This window comes from Anoxybacillus sp. FSL W8-0104 (assembly GCF_038004465.1).
Taxonomy (GTDB): domain Bacteria; phylum Bacillota; class Bacilli; order Bacillales; family Anoxybacillaceae; genus Anoxybacillus; species Anoxybacillus flavithermus_G.
The window spans coordinates 2,351,910-2,366,090 of sequence record NZ_JBBOQU010000001.1 but is presented as its reverse complement, the minus strand read 5'-3'; the positions used below and the strand labels follow the sequence as shown (position 1 = coordinate 2,366,090).

Here is a 14,181-nt window from a genome sequence, read left to right as displayed (position 1 = left end):
ACATTGAATAAAGGAAAGGAGCGTGAACATATGATTGAGGTAAAACCGTTATGGATTAACGGAGAACCGTTTACAGCGATTTCTGTTCAGTTGCCTAAAACAACGTTATTAGCTGTTGCAAATGATAAAGGATACATTATGTGCGGGGCGTTAGATGTAGCGCTGTTAAACGAAAAATTGCGTGATCGCGGTATTGTCGCAGGAAGGGCGGTAGGGGTGCGAACAATTGACCAACTGTTAGAAGCACCGCTTGAGTCTGTCACTTTTGCGGCTGAACAATTAGGGATCTCACGTGGAATGAAAGGAAAAGACGCTTTGCTTCTCATGAAATAAAATAATAATCCCCTGCTTGATCGCATACATATAGCGTGAGAGGGGGGATTTTTGTTGTATCAACAATTGCGCAAAAGAAGAAAACCGCTACCCGTCCGTTATATTTTTTTAATCACGTTCGTTTTTTTTATTGTTTCGACTGTTGCGAGCCTTTGGTTCATTAATAGAGGGATTGAACCGACGCTTATGGCGATCGCCGAGAAAGAAACGCGCCGCCTAGCGAACTTAGTGATAAACAATGCGATTAGTCAACAAATTGCTGAGGACGATTTCAACGTCGAAAACTTTATTAAAATTGAAAAAGATGGGCAAGGAAAAATTTCGGCTATTGACTTTAATGCAACAGTAGTCAATCGTGTATTAGCAAAAACGACAAACCGCGTACAGCGAAATTTAAAAGCAGCATCGGAAGGAAAACTATCCGCGCTTGAGTTTCCAGACGTGCAAGTTGAAACGGAAATGGAAAAAGGGATTATTTATTATATCCCGCTCGGACAAGCAACAAACAACGTCTTATTAGGGAATTTAGGTCCGCGTATACCGGTTCGCTTTTACGTCATTGGGGACGTTCATTCGGATGTCAACAAAAATATTCGTCCATTTGGAATTAACAATGCTTTAATAGAAATAGCAATTCATATCGAAGTGAACGTGCAAATTATTATTCCATTTGCAACAAAAACAGCAACGATTCAAAACGACATTCCTGTCGCTATCCAAATTATTCAAGGCGAAGTTCCGCAATTTTACAATCAGGGAGGGGAAGGAAATACGTCGATTCAAATTCCTGTTAAATAATGAAAGCAATTAAAATGTACATGATGATCGGTATAGCTATGATTTAGAGGGTATCGCTCATGCAGTAAAGAAAAGCCGTCAGTCATAAAAAAAAGATGGGGCAAAATGCCTCATCTTTTTTTCATTCGTTCTTGTCTTTCCCACTGTTTTAAATAAGGATATGGATCGAACGACCATTCTGTATAGCCATTATCTTTATACATCCCATAATGAAGATGAGGTGGAAACTTACCTGACGTTCCGGGTGGCCCATAACCAGAGCTTCCGACTGAACCGATGAGCATGCCAGGTTCCACAATAGATCCTTCTTCTAAATTGTTGGCGAATCCGTTTAAATGTGCAAAGTAGTGGTACGTATTGTTGATGTCACGAATACCGATGCGCCAACCACCGTATTTGTTCCAACCTTTTAATTCAACGATGCCATAACATGTAGAACGAACCGGCGTGCCATAGTGAGCAAAAATGTCTGTTCCTTCATGAATGCGGCGCCCTCCCCACCCGCGTGCATCTCCCCATGTACTCCGATAGCTATATTCAAAGCGGCGCGGAATTGGGAAGGCATATTGATCGAGTTGTATTGTCCCAAAATGTTTATATAGCTTCACTTTTCCTAAAATGATATCGACGGTTTTGTTTCGCTCATAATAATCCCATAGCGCCATTTTTATATGCGTATGATCCGTGCCATATGATCGTAAAAAGCGAGCGAATGCAAATAATACGTCTTCATCGTTTGTCCGATCAGCGATACCGTCTCCATTTCCATCTATCCCTATGCCACCGAATTGGCTAATGGTAAACGGGTTTTGATCTTCTTGATTTTTGTTGAGTGGACCCGCCCAGCGTTCCGGGGGAATATAAATGCTAATTACTCCTGTTGGTTTCGGTAGATCTCTACGTGCTTGGCGAACACTTCGTTCATATTGATCAACAGCGGCGAAATAGTACCATGGAATGAAAGAAATCGCTTCGGCCTTTTTATAAAGTTCCATTCGCTTGTCATATAAATCATTTGGTGCAGCTGCAAATGCTTGAAACGGCACGAAAAGAAGAAAGATGATGCACCATAATGTTCTCACGCACTCTTGCTCCTTTCTCCGAAGTTCATATCATTAGTTTGGGGTAATCGACTGTTTTCATAAATAAAAAATGTTGGAAAAACAAACTGTTTTGTATTGTAAGGCAATAACTCGTATAATGGGTAATGTACATTAACGAGTGGAGCGTGAAAAACATGTCAACAAAAGAACAGCACCTTCGCAAACCAGAATGGTTAAAAATAAAGTTAAATACGAACGAACATTATACAGGCTTAAAAAAAATGATGCGTGAAAAACAGTTGCATACTGTATGCGAAGAAGCACGTTGCCCAAATATTCATGAATGTTGGGCGGTTCGTCGAACAGCAACGTTTATGATTTTAGGGGACGTATGTACGCGTGCTTGCCGCTTTTGTGCCGTCAAAACAGGATTGCCTACTGAGTTAGACTGGCAAGAACCAGAGCGTGTTGCTGAATCCGTTCGTCTAATGAATTTAAAACATGTCGTTGTGACTGCTGTAGCGCGCGATGATTTAAAAGATGGTGGGGCAGCTGTATTTGCGGAGACAGTTCGCGCCATTCGTCGTAAAAATCCATTGACGACGATCGAAGTATTGCCGTCTGACATGGGTGGCGTGTATGAAAACTTAAAAACGTTAATGGACGCGCGGCCAGATATTTTGAACCATAATATTGAGACGGTTCGTCGCCTTACTCCACGTGTGCGTGCGCGTGCCACGTATGAACGTTCGCTCGAATTTTTACGCCGTGCAAAAGAAATGCAGCCGGACATTCCAACGAAATCTAGTTTAATGGTTGGACTTGGTGAAACAAAAGAAGAAATTTTAGAAGCTATGGACGATTTACGAGCCGTAGGAGTCAACATTTTAACGATTGGACAATATTTACAACCAACGAAAAAACATTTGAAAGTGGAGAAATATTATCATCCGCATGAGTTTATGGAATTAAAAGAGATTGCACTAGCGAAAGGATTTAGCCATTGTGAGTCCGGTCCGCTCGTTCGCTCTTCTTATCATGCGGATGAACAAGTACAATCAGCAAAGGCGGCGGAGTGAATGATGAAGGATGTCCCACTTCATTTGAGCGGGACATCCTTTTTTCTTATTGCATCATGTTCATTTCTTCGCGTTGCACGCCATTTTCGTTTTCCCCGCTACTTACTTTTCTTCCTTGTGGTGATTTAAGCATTTCTTTAATTGTCTGTTGTAAAATTTGATCGATATTTCGGCTATTAGCGTCTAAACGTCCGAAGCGCTCAATATCTTGAAACATGCGCGGATTGTCTGAAACATATACGTGATAATAACGTGGAACGACAGAAATCGCTGTTTTTTTCACTTGATCGGCTGTTTCAAAGCGATTTGTACTATCTGTTTTGTAAACGACGAACACTGTATCGTCTGTGACGAGCGTTCCAACGTCATAAACGTTCGGAAGCTGTGTACATAATTTGCTAATTAAGTCCGCAACGTTTTCACGGTTTAATACTGGAATGGTCGCATATTGTGTCGTGTCCCCTGGAATAGGACTTTTTTGATGACGGACGTAACCGAAATTAGTTAACCGTGAATCCATCCCATTTTTTACGCCATGTTCGTTATATAAATCGTTTCGTGAACGGACGTTAATGGTGGTTCCGCTTTTTTCATACAAAGATGTGGATTCATTCATTTGAGCACAGCCAGATAATAAAACGATAGTGCTAATCCCTGTCCATAACCATGTATTACGCAAAGTAACTCCCCCCTTCTTTTTTATTATTCGCTTTATGGAAAGGATCATAACGGTGATTGCCTGGGAGAAAGACATGTTTTATGATAGAAATGGGAAGAAGAGGTGAGAACTATGATTTGCGTTCATAATACATGTTACGAGCTCGTGGAAAATGTGCGTAACGGGTTCAATGAAGAAGCGTTTCGTGCTCGCTACACAGACATTTTAAATAAATATGACTACATTGTCGGTGATTGGGGATATAACCAACTTCGTTTGCGAGGCTTTTTTGATGACCATAATCAAAAGGCGACATATGATACGAAAATAAGTACGTTATCGGAATATTTGTTTGAATATTGTAATTTTGGATGTGCATATTTTGTGTTGCGGAAAGTGAAAAAATAGGTCAGAACACCTGACCTATTTTTTGTCAACTACCCCCACTTAGCTAACGCTTGAAGTGAGGGCTTGCAACTCCCCAGAAGTGCAAACGGACTTCTTCCTCCTTCCTTGACTTGGGGTTGCATCAGGGGCAGGTTGACGACTACCCAACGACGCAGGTCATGCCTGCATCGTTACCGATTCTCTCGGTGTGTCTGTTGGCAGTACTTGGCTTCCACACACAACAGACGGACCTACGCTCGATGTTTTACGGTTACAACGTTTCCTGTAACCAACTCCATACATCGAGTAGCAGTTATTGGAGTGCCTTTATTGAACGGTTTTCTCCACGCCTTTATTATATCATACACAAAAGAAAGGGGGAACGCGCATTCCTCTCCCACTTACTCCCTTTGGTCGTTGAAGTGGGAGTCTCCTGCGCGAAATAGGATGAATATGGTTGTTGTCCGTTCTCGTCTGGATCGTCATGAACGGGATGTGCCCCTGGATCTTGGCGTGGAATATTTTGATGAAGCGATTTGTACTCGTAATTAAATGCACTATAATATCGCTGTCCTTCTTGCCACGGGGTACTTTTATTTTGTACCGGCTCATGTTCACCACGCGGCGCGCCATATGGACCTTCAGGCAATGTCTCTGGAACGAGAAAATTTTTTCTTGCTTCTACCGTTGAAAAATCATGATATGTTTCATCGGTCATATGAACGCTTCCTTTCGTTTTTTACATAGCGTATCCTTTAACCGACGATTTCATGTAAAAAGTTTCGTAATTCGTTTGCTTCCTCTTCATTGATATTGTATGCATGTTCAATATATCCTGGTTCTTGTAAGTCGTCTGAACCGATAATGGCAAACCGGTTACTTTGTAAATCAAGGACAAGCACTTTCCCATAAAAACGGTCTGTTTGGACGATCGCTAAATCAAACCGTTCATTTTTTCCAACGAAGCTAACAAAACGTGTTTTCGTATCGACTGTGTCATCATATAAAAAGAAACGCTCCATATTCAAACCTCCGTATGTTTTTGTTTGCTTCTTCATCTTAACAAATTTCTGATAGATGTGTAAAAGAAAGCGCTATGATACAATAAAATAAAACACTGAGGGGAAGATGGATGATGTATTTTGTTGATCGTCAAAAAATCGAAAAAACATTGCAATATATGGAGCAAATCGTTCGTTATGTGGAACAACCGTTTCATACACCGATCGAGAAACTCGCGCTTGAGCGCATTGCACATGTCATTATTGAATCTATTATTGATGTAGGAAATGCCATGATTGATGGTTTTATTATGCGCGATCCAGGGAGTTATGAGGACATTATTGATATTTTAGTCGATGAACGTGTCCTTTCAGCTGAAGATGGAGAAGCGCTAAAACAAATCATTCATTTCCGTAAAAAGCTCGTTCAACAATACATCGATGTGCCGCATGACGAATTGTTGGAAGTGTTGCAACGTCATAAGCATGTTCTTCATTCTTTTCCGCATGCTATTCGCACATACTTACATGATGAACTAGGCCCAGTGTCTGCCTTTTTAAACGAAAATGTTTAAAAATTGTGCGTATAGGGAAAATCGTTTAAAATGGAAGAGGGTGAAACATGATGCGAAAAAAAACCTCTTCTACAAAAGAGCAAATTTTAAAAATGTTAAAAGTGCAGAAACGGTTGACTGTCGGTGAAATGGCGGAACAATTGCAAATTACAGAAATGGCTGTCCGCCGTCATTTAAGTGCATTAGAGCGTGAAGAATTGATTGAATCGACGCTTGTTCGTCAGCCGATGGGAAGGCCGACGAACGTATATGAGTTGAGCGCAAAAGGACATCAGCGTTTCCCGCGTCATTATCAACAAACGATGCTTGATTTTTTAGCTGATTTAGAACAGATGGGCGGGAAACAAATTGTAGCAGATTTGTTTCAAAATCGACAAGAGCGAATGAGAAAACTATACGAACAACAATTTGGTGATAAATCGTTTGATGAAAAAATAAAAGAACTTGTGGCGGTACAAAATGAGCACGGATATATGTCAGAGTTGTTACAGTACGATGACGGTTCATTCGAGTTAGTGGAACATAACTGTCCGATTGCAGAGGTTGCCCAAGCGTATCCGATTGCTTGTGAGTGCGAACGAAAGTTGTTTGAGATGCTTATTCACGAGGCGGACATTGTGCCAAAAACATGTTTAGCTGATGGGGATGATGCGTGTCGTTACCATATTAAGCGAAAAAAATGAACAATCGTTGACAGTTGCTGCTCCCTTTTTGACAAAAATAGTTGTTTTGCGTTAAAGTTTGAACGTGCAAGTTGTCAAAAGGAGTGGCAAAAGTGAAAACGTATAAAGGATATTTAATTGATTTAGATGGTACGATGTATCGCGGGACCGAACGAATTGAAGAGGCGTGTGCGTTTGTGCATCGTCTTCATGAAAAGGGTATTCCGTATTTGTTTGTCACGAATAATTCTTCACGCACGCCAGAACAAGTAGCTGAAAAGCTACGGAATTTTGGCATCCCTGCAACGAAAGAGCAAGTATTTACAACAAGTCAAGCAACGGCCAATTACATTTATGAAAAGAAGCCGAATGCTTCTGTGTATGTGATTGGAGAAGATGGCATTCGTCGAGCGCTTGAAGAAAAAGGGTTTACATTTGCGAATGAAGATGCAGAAGTTGTTGTAATGGGCATTGATCGCAGCATTAATTATGAAAAATTAGCGATCGCTTGCTTAGCTGTTCGCAACGGAGCGATGTTTATTTCGACAAATGGAGACATCGCGATTCCGACAGAGCGTGGACTGTTACCAGGAAACGGTTCACTTACATCTGTTGTCGCTGTATCGACACAGACGAAACCGATTTTTATTGGGAAGCCAGAAAAAATTATTATGGAACAGGCGCTTGACGTGCTCGGTGTGCCAAAAGAAGAAACGTTAATGATCGGGGATAACTATGATACAGATATTATGGCGGGAATGAATGCCGGAATAGATACGCTCCTCGTTCATACAGGCGTGACGACGAAAGAAATGTTACAAACGTATGACCGACAACCGACATATGTCGTCGATTCGTTAAAGGAATGGATGGAACGTATATGAAAGAGGCTAACCCTAAAACGCAAATGCGTCTCGGGGTTAGCCTTGCTTTTTTAGTATTACAGTTTATATTGGCTATCGCTGAAGGAAAAACAATCGTTTATTCAACGTGGGCGGCGCGATGTGCTAAACGACTTGAAGCGGCAGCAGCAATCGCTCCAACGATATCATCTAAAAATGTATGACAGTAACCTGAAGATTTATCATTTAATTGTTTTAAAATACCCGGTTTTTGTTTATCGATGTAACCGTAATTCGTAAAACCAATGGAACCATATACGTTAACGATGGACAGAGCTAAAATTTCATCGACGCCATACAGTCCTTCGTCTTTTGCGATAAACGATTGAAGAGGTTCTTCCAACAATCCTTTTTCCGCTAAAATATCGAGCTGAATGCCGGTAAATAGCGCATTTTGCACTTCGCGTTTTGCGATGACTCGATTGACGTTATGAATACATTCGTCCATTTGTAAGTCAGGATGATATTTAGATTGTAAATAATAAACGAGTTCCGCAATATGTTCGATGGTTACCCCGCGATCTGCAAGCCATTGTCGTGCAATTTGCTCCATTTTTCCTATTTTCTTTTCCTCCATCCAACTTCACCTATTTCATTTTTTGTTTTTTACAATGTATGTGTTTTTTTATGAAACGTGCGTTTATTTCCTCTCTCATATGAAGTTTATACGTATTTTTTAAACATATACATGAAAGAAGGAGGGATGTGCATGGATTATTATTTTCGTGTCGATCATATGGAAACAAAAAATGATCGTCTTCTCGTTCGAAGTGGAAATGACATATATGTTGCGATACCGACGAATGAGAGAGAAAGCGACATACAGCAGTTGTATTATATGGCGATGTATATGCGAGCACAAGGTGATGAAACGATTGCAACGTTGCTTCCGACGAAGACAGGTCGATTTGTTGGGCAGTTGCAAGGGATGCGAGTGAGTGTATGGAAGATGGGAAAGCGAAATGAAACAGACGATTTAGCACAACAGATGGCATTATTTCATCAGCGCGGGCGCACATATCCGTATGATGTTTCCACAAGAAACCGATTCGGTCAATGGAACGAGCTATGGGGGCAACGCATTGATCAATTAGAACAGTTTTGGCAATGGCAAGTGAGATCGTCTGAAAAAAATGAAATGGACGAATTGTTTATTGAGACATTTCCGTATTACTTAGGCTTAGCCGAAAATGCGATTCAGTATGTCGTAGATACCCAATTAGATGAAGTTCCAATGCGTAGCGATATGCGAACCATTTGTCATGAACAATTTGCGCCTGAAGCATGGGAGATGGGGAAAATACCGACGGATTGGGTGTGTGATCATGCAGGTCGCGATATAGCAGAATGGATAAGAAAGCAATGGCTTATGAAACAAGTAGACGGAACGATTACGCATTTTTTACGGACGTATGAACGGGTGCAAACACTTAGTCGCTTTTCTTGGCGGATGATTTATGCTCGCTTACTATTCCCGCTTCATTATTTTCAAGCAATTGAAAACTATTACGGAACAGCAGGAGACATAAGACAAGGCTATGAACAGCAATTGAGACAAGTGTTTGAAGAGAGTGATATGTATGAACAAAAACTTCGCCATTTTCATGACATGACTACTGTTTCCATTCCTCGTCTTGACTGGTTATAAATGTGCTACAATAAAACGGAGGACAATGTGCGAAAGGGGTTAAAAAGATGGGAAGACCGTATGTGTTTATTACAAGAAAATTACCGGACGATATTGTTGCTCCGTTATGTGACAAATATGATGTAAACATGTGGCCACATGAGCATCTTGTTGTTCCACGCGACATATTGCTTCAAGAAGCAAGCAGGGCGGAAGCGTTAATTACAATGCTATCTGATCGCATTGATGAGGAGCTGTTGAAGCAAAGTCCGAAGCTTCGCGTGGTGGCAAATGTGGCGGTCGGCTACGACAATATCGACGTAGAGGCAGCGAAAACATATGGAGTTATCGTTTGTAACACGCCCGATGTGTTAACAGAAACGACAGCGGATTTAACATTTGCTTTACTGCTAGCAACAGCGAGACGATTAATTGAAGCAGCCGAGTTTGTTAAAGGAAGGAAATGGAAAAGTTGGAGCCCGCTGTTACTTGCCGGGACAGATGTTCACCATAAAACGATTGGAATTGTCGGTATGGGGAAAATCGGGCAAGCTGTTGCGCATCGAGCGAAAGGGTTTTATATGCGCGTGTTATACTATAATCGTTCACGAAATATTGAGGCAGAAAAGACGCTTGATGCGACGTATTGTTCGTTTGATGAATTGCTGAGGCGATCTGATTTTGTCGTCTGTTTAACTCCTTTAACGAATGAAACGTATCAATTGTTTAATCGTGCCGCGTTTGCGAAAATGAAATCATCAGCCATTTTTATTAATGCAGGACGCGGGGCGATCGTTGATGAAGAGGCGCTATATGATGCGTTAATTCATCGACGCATTGCCGGAGCAGGGTTAGATGTGTTCGCACAAGAGCCGATTCGTTCTGATCATCCGCTTCTGCAACTACCAAATGTTGTTGCACTCCCCCACATAGGAAGTGCGACGAAAGAAACGAGATATGCAATGATGCATGTATGTTGCCGCAATGTGATGGCCGTCTTAGAAGGAAAAGAACCATATACACCTGTGCGTTAGAGCCAATAGGCTCTTTTTTTATTTTTTTAGAAAATTTTTAAACATAAAACGTTTTCATATGATACGATAGTGAAAATAAGGATTGTAAATGAAGCGGAGATGTCCTATAATGTCTACTATATAAAAACAAATGTTCACTACAGGAAAACAAGAGGTGGGGAAGATGGTAAAAAGCGTGTCAGTCGGATTATTAGGATTAGGAACGGTTGGTAGTGGTGTTGTCAAAATCATTGAAAACCATCAAGATAAATTGATGCATCAAGTCGGTTGCCCTGTAGAAATTAAAAAGGTTGCCGTTCGCGACCGCGATAAAAAGCGAGATGTCGCTTTGCCGGAGGCGGTATTAACAACACATGTAGAAGAAGTGATTAACGACCCGGACATTGATGTTGTCATTGAAGTCATGGGAGGCATTGAAGAAACGCGCCAATATATATTACAAGCATTAAAAAATGGAAAGCATGTCGTTACAGCGAATAAAGATTTAATGGCATTATACGGTACAGAGTTGCTCTCCATTGCGTCTGAGTACGGTTGTGACTTATTTTATGAAGCAAGTGTAGCAGGAGGCATTCCAATTTTACGCAGCCTTGTGGACGGATTAGCTTCTGACCGTATTACGAAAATGATGGGGATTGTCAACGGAACGACAAATTACATTTTAACAAAAATGAGCAAATTTAATCGGCCGTATGAAGAAGTATTAGCGGAGGCGCAAGCGCTTGGTTATGCGGAAGCAGATCCGACGTCAGATGTGGAAGGATTAGATGCAGCACGGAAAATGGCAATTTTAGCTCGGCTTGGCTTTTCGATGAATATTGATTTACAAGATGTGTACGTAAAAGGGATTACTGGGATTACGGAAGAAGATTTAAACTATAGCAAACGACTCGGTTATACAATGAAATTAATCGGTATTGCCCATCGAGACGGCGATAAAGTTGAAGTGAGTGTACAACCGACGTTGTTGCCAGAGACGCATCCACTTGCGTCTGTAAACGATGAATATAATGCAGTTTACGTTTATGGAGAAGCGGTCGGAGAGACGATGTTTTACGGTCCGGGGGCAGGAAGTTTGCCGACAGCAACGTCTGTTGTGTCCGATTTAGTTGCCGTCATGAAAAATATGCGTCTTGGGGTGAATGGAAGAAGTGCAGTTACTCCGCAATACGATAAGCAGTTAAAAGACGATAGCGAAATATACTCGAAATATTTTTTACGCATTCATGTGAAAGATCAAGTGGGAGCGTTTGCGAAAATTACATCGCTCTTTTCAGAACGGGGAGTAAGTTTCGAGAAAATTTTACAACTTCCTTTAAAACAAAAAGATTTAGCTGAAATTGTACTCGTTACACATCAAGCGTCCTTAAAAGATTATCGTGATGTATTGCAGCAATTGCGTGATTTAGAAGTCGTCGAAAAAGTGAAAAGCTCGTATCGCGTAGAAGGGGAAGGTGCATTGTAATGTGGAAAGGGTTGTTACATCATTATCGTGACTATTTGCCAGTGACCGATCAAACGCCGCTGTTATCGTTAAATGAAGGAAATACGCCACTTATTCCGCTTGTTCACTTATCAGAAAAACTCGGTGTGGAATTATACGTTAAAACAGAGGGGGCAAACCCAACAGGATCGTTTAAAGATCGCGGAATGGTGATGGCTGTCGCTAAGGCAAAGGAAGAAGGAAGCGATACGATCATTTGTGCTTCGACAGGTAACACGTCCGCTGCTGCTGCGGCGTATGCTGCGAGGGCGAATATGCGTTGCATCATCGTCATTCCTGATGGGAAAATTGCGCTTGGGAAGTTGGCACAAGCGGTTATGTATGGAGCGGAAATTGTTGCAATTCAAGGAAATTTCGATCATGCATTAAAAATGGTACGCCGTTTGAGTGAGATGGCTCCGGTTACGCTCGTTAATTCAGTAAACCCGTATCGGATCGAAGGACAAAAAACAGCCGCTTTTGAAATTTGCGAACAACTCGGGGAGGCGCCAGATATTCTTGCTATACCAGTTGGAAATGCAGGAAATATTACAGCTTATTGGAAAGGGTTTAAGCAATTTCATGAAAAGCATGGCACAAAATTACCAGAAATGCGCGGATTTGAAGCGGAAGGGGCGGCAGCGATTGTACGTAATAAAGTGATCGAAAATCCTGAAACGATTGCGACAGCGATTCGCATTGGTAATCCAGCTAGTTGGGAATACGCTGTTCAAGCTGCCAACGAATCAGGTGGAAAAATCGATGAGGTAACAGATGAACAAATTTTGGAGGCGTACCGTTTGCTTGCGCGCGAAGAAGGAATTTTTGCAGAGCCTGCTTCGTGTGCATCGATAGCTGGTGTGATGAAGCAAGTGGCAAGTGGTGAAATTAAAAAAGGCAGCCGTATTGTTGCGGTGCTAACTGGAAACGGATTGAAAGATCCGAATGTAGCGATGGAAGCGATGAAAGTTCACCCGATCGTCTTGCCGAATGATGAGGAAGCGGTGTTTGCGCATATTCAAGGAGCTGTTCTTCAATGAATGATGGGGAGATGTTAAAAATTGTCGTTCCAGGAAGCACAGCCAACCTCGGTCCTGGCTTTGACTCGATCGGATTAGCGGTATCGTTACATTTAACATTGGAAGTCGTGCGTGCAGAATCGTGGGGATTTATCCCAAAAACAGATGAAGTAAAAAGCATTCCAACCGATGAAAGTAATCTAATTTATCAAGTAGCAAGTAAATTAGCAGGCGAGTATGGTGTAACGTTGCCGCCTTGTCATGTATTTGTCTCAAGCAATATTCCGTTTACTCGTGGACTTGGTAGCAGTGCTGCGGCGATTGTGGCGGCTATTGAGTTGGCAAATGAAATTGGACGTCTCCGTTTGTCGCAAGAAGAGAAAATGAGGATAGCGAGTGTATACGAAGGGCATCCTGATAATGTTGGCGCCTCTTTGTATGGGGGGTTAGTAATTGGTAGCTATGTAAAAGAACGTACGCATGTTGTGCACGTACCGCACATCCCGATAGATCTCATTGCGGTCATTCCGACGTATGAACTGGAGACGAAAAAATCTCGTACCGTTCTTCCGAGTGAGTTCACACGTGCGCAGGCAGTAGAGGCGAGTGCGGTTGGAAATGTGCTCGTTGCCGCATTGCTTACACAAAACTGGTCACTGGCAGGTGAGATGATGGATGCGGATCTTTTTCACCAGCCATATCGGGAGCGTCTCGTACCTGAATTGAAACGAGTGCGTGTCGTGGCGAAGCGGAGTGGAGCATTCGGTGTCGCATTAAGTGGTGCTGGTCCGACGGTGCTATGTTTTGCGGAACGAGGGCAAGGAGAGAAAGTATATCATGCGTTGAAAGTGGCGTTTCCGTATAGCGATGTTCGGATGTTGTCAGTAGAGGAGACAGGTAGCTCTGTATATAAAATGGCGTTAGAGAAATGAAAAGGGTGCCCAATCATTTTTTGGACACCCTTTTTGCTGTTAGAACACTTGTTCAACTTCAACAACGCCAGGAACTTCTTCAAGCAATGCCCGCTCAATACCAGCTTTTAACGTAATCGTTGAGCTTGGGCAGCTTCCGCAAGCGCCGAGAAGGCGAAGTTTAACAACGCCATCTTCCACATCAACTAATTCGCAATCTCCGCCATCGCGAAGTAAAAATGGACGAAGTTTATCTAATACTTCTTGCACTTGTTGTTTAATATCTTGATCTGTCATTTTCATCGACTCCTTTCACTAATTTTATTATAATCATCATGATGAAAAAAATCTATTCACGTTACTTAACTTTTTTCCGTGGGAGAGAGTCAACTACCCCCACTTAGCTAACGCTTGAAGTGAGGGCTTGCAACTCCCCAGAAGTGCAAACGGACTTCTTCCTCCTTCCTTGACTTGGGGTTGCATCAGGGGCAGGTTGACGACTACCCAACGACGCAGGTCATGCCTGCATCGTTACCGATTCTCTCGGTGTGTCTGTTGGCAGTACTTGGCTTCCACACACAACAGACGGACCTACGCTCGATGTTTTACGGTTACAACGTTTCCTGTAACCAACTCCATACATCGAGTAGCAGTTATTGGAGTGCCTTT

General features: G+C 42.1%; 17 protein-coding genes and 1 pseudogene. 12 read left to right on the top strand and 6 right to left on the bottom strand.

The genetic code is table 11. The features are described 5' to 3' along the window. The first annotated feature begins 30 nt into the window (after positions 1-30). Both NST18_RS12530 and yunB read left to right on the top strand, forming a co-directional pair. Entirely contained in the window at positions 31-333 is a 303-nt protein-coding gene (locus NST18_RS12530; protein ID WP_004892392.1) for a YunC family protein, read from the top strand. Positions 334-384: 51 nt separating this feature from the next. Continuing rightward, positions 385-1,131, top strand: a complete 747-nt coding sequence (yunB, locus tag NST18_RS12525; RefSeq protein ID WP_004892389.1) for a sporulation protein YunB — start codon at positions 385-387, stop codon at positions 1,129-1,131. Positions 1,132-1,241: 110 nt separating this feature from the next. Here the strand turns inward: yunB and NST18_RS12520 are convergent, their stop codons facing one another. Then, complete coding sequence (locus NST18_RS12520; RefSeq protein ID WP_004892387.1) at positions 1,242-2,213, bottom strand: M23 family metallopeptidase; 972 nt, start codon at positions 2,211-2,213, stop codon at positions 1,242-1,244. Between the two features lie 155 nt (positions 2,214-2,368). Here NST18_RS12520 and lipA point away from each other — a divergent pair, with 155 nt between their 5' ends. Further along, positions 2,369-3,253, top strand: coding sequence for a lipoyl synthase (gene lipA / locus NST18_RS12515; protein ID WP_064213863.1), 885 nt, complete (start codon positions 2,369-2,371; stop codon positions 3,251-3,253). 46 nt (positions 3,254-3,299) lie between these two features. On the opposite strand, the gene NST18_RS12510 is transcribed toward lipA, so the two are convergent. Further along, positions 3,300-3,932 (bottom strand): YhcN/YlaJ family sporulation lipoprotein, encoded by a 633-nt coding sequence (locus tag NST18_RS12510; RefSeq protein WP_004892383.1) that lies wholly within the window; start codon positions 3,930-3,932, stop codon positions 3,300-3,302. A gap of 111 nt (positions 3,933-4,043) precedes the next feature. On the opposite strand from NST18_RS12510, the gene NST18_RS12505 reads away from it, so the two are divergent. Continuing rightward, entirely contained in the window at positions 4,044-4,319 is a 276-nt protein-coding gene (locus tag NST18_RS12505) for a YutD family protein (protein ID WP_004892381.1), read from the top strand. A 427-nt stretch (positions 4,320-4,746) separates the two neighbouring features. On the opposite strand, the pseudogene NST18_RS12500 reads toward NST18_RS12505, so the two are convergent. Together NST18_RS12500 and NST18_RS12495 are read right to left on the bottom strand one after the other, a co-directional pair. Next, positions 4,747-5,016: pseudogene (locus NST18_RS12500) on the bottom strand (cytosolic protein); the annotation flags it as partial. A gap of 37 nt (positions 5,017-5,053) precedes the next feature. Beyond that, positions 5,054-5,320 (bottom strand): DUF3055 domain-containing protein, encoded by a 267-nt coding sequence (locus tag NST18_RS12495; protein ID WP_035018914.1) that lies wholly within the window; start codon positions 5,318-5,320, stop codon positions 5,054-5,056. A 113-nt stretch (positions 5,321-5,433) separates the two neighbouring features. Here NST18_RS12495 and NST18_RS12490 point away from each other — a divergent pair, with 113 nt between their 5' ends. From NST18_RS12490 to NST18_RS12480, 3 genes are all read left to right on the top strand, one after another. Then, positions 5,434-5,874 (top strand): DUF86 domain-containing protein, encoded by a 441-nt coding sequence (locus NST18_RS12490; protein WP_004892369.1) that lies wholly within the window; start codon positions 5,434-5,436, stop codon positions 5,872-5,874. A gap of 47 nt (positions 5,875-5,921) precedes the next feature. After that, positions 5,922-6,557, top strand: coding sequence for a helix-turn-helix transcriptional regulator (locus NST18_RS12485; protein WP_004892366.1), 636 nt, complete (start codon positions 5,922-5,924; stop codon positions 6,555-6,557). 92 nt (positions 6,558-6,649) lie between these two features. Beyond that, positions 6,650-7,420, top strand: coding sequence for a TIGR01457 family HAD-type hydrolase (locus tag NST18_RS12480; RefSeq protein WP_004892363.1), 771 nt, complete (start codon positions 6,650-6,652; stop codon positions 7,418-7,420). A gap of 97 nt (positions 7,421-7,517) precedes the next feature. On the opposite strand, the gene NST18_RS12475 is transcribed toward NST18_RS12480, so the two are convergent. Then, on the bottom strand, positions 7,518-8,015 hold the full coding sequence (locus NST18_RS12475) for a phosphatidylglycerophosphatase A family protein (protein ID WP_004892362.1): 498 nt from the start codon (positions 8,013-8,015) through the stop codon (positions 7,518-7,520). A 132-nt stretch (positions 8,016-8,147) separates the two neighbouring features. Here NST18_RS12475 and yutH point away from each other — a divergent pair, with 132 nt between their 5' ends. The 5 genes from yutH to thrB all read left to right on the top strand — a co-directional run bounded on the left by yutH (position 8,148) and on the right by thrB (position 13,533). After that, positions 8,148-9,086: a spore coat putative kinase YutH gene (gene yutH, locus NST18_RS12470; RefSeq protein WP_035018912.1), complete on the top strand. Its 939-nt coding sequence runs from the start codon at positions 8,148-8,150 to the stop codon at positions 9,084-9,086. Between the two features lie 47 nt (positions 9,087-9,133). Beyond that, positions 9,134-10,099 (top strand): 2-hydroxyacid dehydrogenase, encoded by a 966-nt coding sequence (locus NST18_RS12465; protein WP_004892357.1) that lies wholly within the window; start codon positions 9,134-9,136, stop codon positions 10,097-10,099. Positions 10,100-10,262: 163 nt separating this feature from the next. Beyond that, positions 10,263-11,564 (top strand): homoserine dehydrogenase, encoded by a 1,302-nt coding sequence (locus NST18_RS12460; protein ID WP_004892354.1) that lies wholly within the window; start codon positions 10,263-10,265, stop codon positions 11,562-11,564. Beyond that, positions 11,564-12,622: a threonine synthase gene (gene thrC, locus NST18_RS12455; RefSeq protein WP_004892352.1), complete on the top strand. Its 1,059-nt coding sequence runs from the start codon at positions 11,564-11,566 to the stop codon at positions 12,620-12,622. Before NST18_RS12460 ends, thrC begins: the two co-directional genes overlap by 1 nt. Continuing rightward, on the top strand, positions 12,619-13,533 hold the full coding sequence (thrB, locus tag NST18_RS12450) for a homoserine kinase (RefSeq protein WP_004892349.1): 915 nt from the start codon (positions 12,619-12,621) through the stop codon (positions 13,531-13,533). Before thrC ends, thrB begins: the two co-directional genes overlap by 4 nt. Positions 13,534-13,572: 39 nt before the next feature. On the opposite strand, the gene NST18_RS12445 is transcribed toward thrB, so the two are convergent. After that, positions 13,573-13,809: a NifU family protein gene (locus NST18_RS12445; protein WP_035018909.1), complete on the bottom strand. Its 237-nt coding sequence runs from the start codon at positions 13,807-13,809 to the stop codon at positions 13,573-13,575. Between the last annotated feature and the right edge of the window lie 372 nt (positions 13,810-14,181).

Excerpts from the sequence above, each read along its gene's own strand:
- NST18_RS12465 (WP_004892357.1), top strand. The coding sequence starts at position 9,134 with ATGGGAAGACCGTATGTGTTTATTACAAGAAAATTACCGGACGATATT.
- NST18_RS12495 (WP_035018914.1), bottom strand. The coding sequence starts at position 5,320 with ATGGAGCGTTTCTTTTTATATGATGACACAGTCGATACGAAAACACGT.
- NST18_RS12505 (WP_004892381.1), top strand. The coding sequence starts at position 4,044 with ATGATTTGCGTTCATAATACATGTTACGAGCTCGTGGAAAATGTGCGT.
- thrC (WP_004892352.1), top strand. The coding sequence starts at position 11,564 with ATGTGGAAAGGGTTGTTACATCATTATCGTGACTATTTGCCAGTGACC.
- NST18_RS12475 (WP_004892362.1), bottom strand. The coding sequence starts at position 8,015 with ATGGAGGAAAAGAAAATAGGAAAAATGGAGCAAATTGCACGACAATGG.
- NST18_RS12485 (WP_004892366.1), top strand. The coding sequence starts at position 5,922 with ATGATGCGAAAAAAAACCTCTTCTACAAAAGAGCAAATTTTAAAAATG.
- NST18_RS12445 (WP_035018909.1), bottom strand. The coding sequence starts at position 13,809 with ATGACAGATCAAGATATTAAACAACAAGTGCAAGAAGTATTAGATAAA.
- NST18_RS12530 (WP_004892392.1), top strand. The coding sequence starts at position 31 with ATGATTGAGGTAAAACCGTTATGGATTAACGGAGAACCGTTTACAGCG.
- NST18_RS12490 (WP_004892369.1), top strand. The coding sequence starts at position 5,434 with ATGTATTTTGTTGATCGTCAAAAAATCGAAAAAACATTGCAATATATG.
- NST18_RS12460 (WP_004892354.1), top strand. The coding sequence starts at position 10,263 with ATGGTAAAAAGCGTGTCAGTCGGATTATTAGGATTAGGAACGGTTGGT.
- yutH (WP_035018912.1), top strand. The coding sequence starts at position 8,148 with ATGGATTATTATTTTCGTGTCGATCATATGGAAACAAAAAATGATCGT.
- lipA (WP_064213863.1), top strand. The coding sequence starts at position 2,369 with ATGTCAACAAAAGAACAGCACCTTCGCAAACCAGAATGGTTAAAAATA.
- thrB (WP_004892349.1), top strand. The coding sequence starts at position 12,619 with ATGAATGATGGGGAGATGTTAAAAATTGTCGTTCCAGGAAGCACAGCC.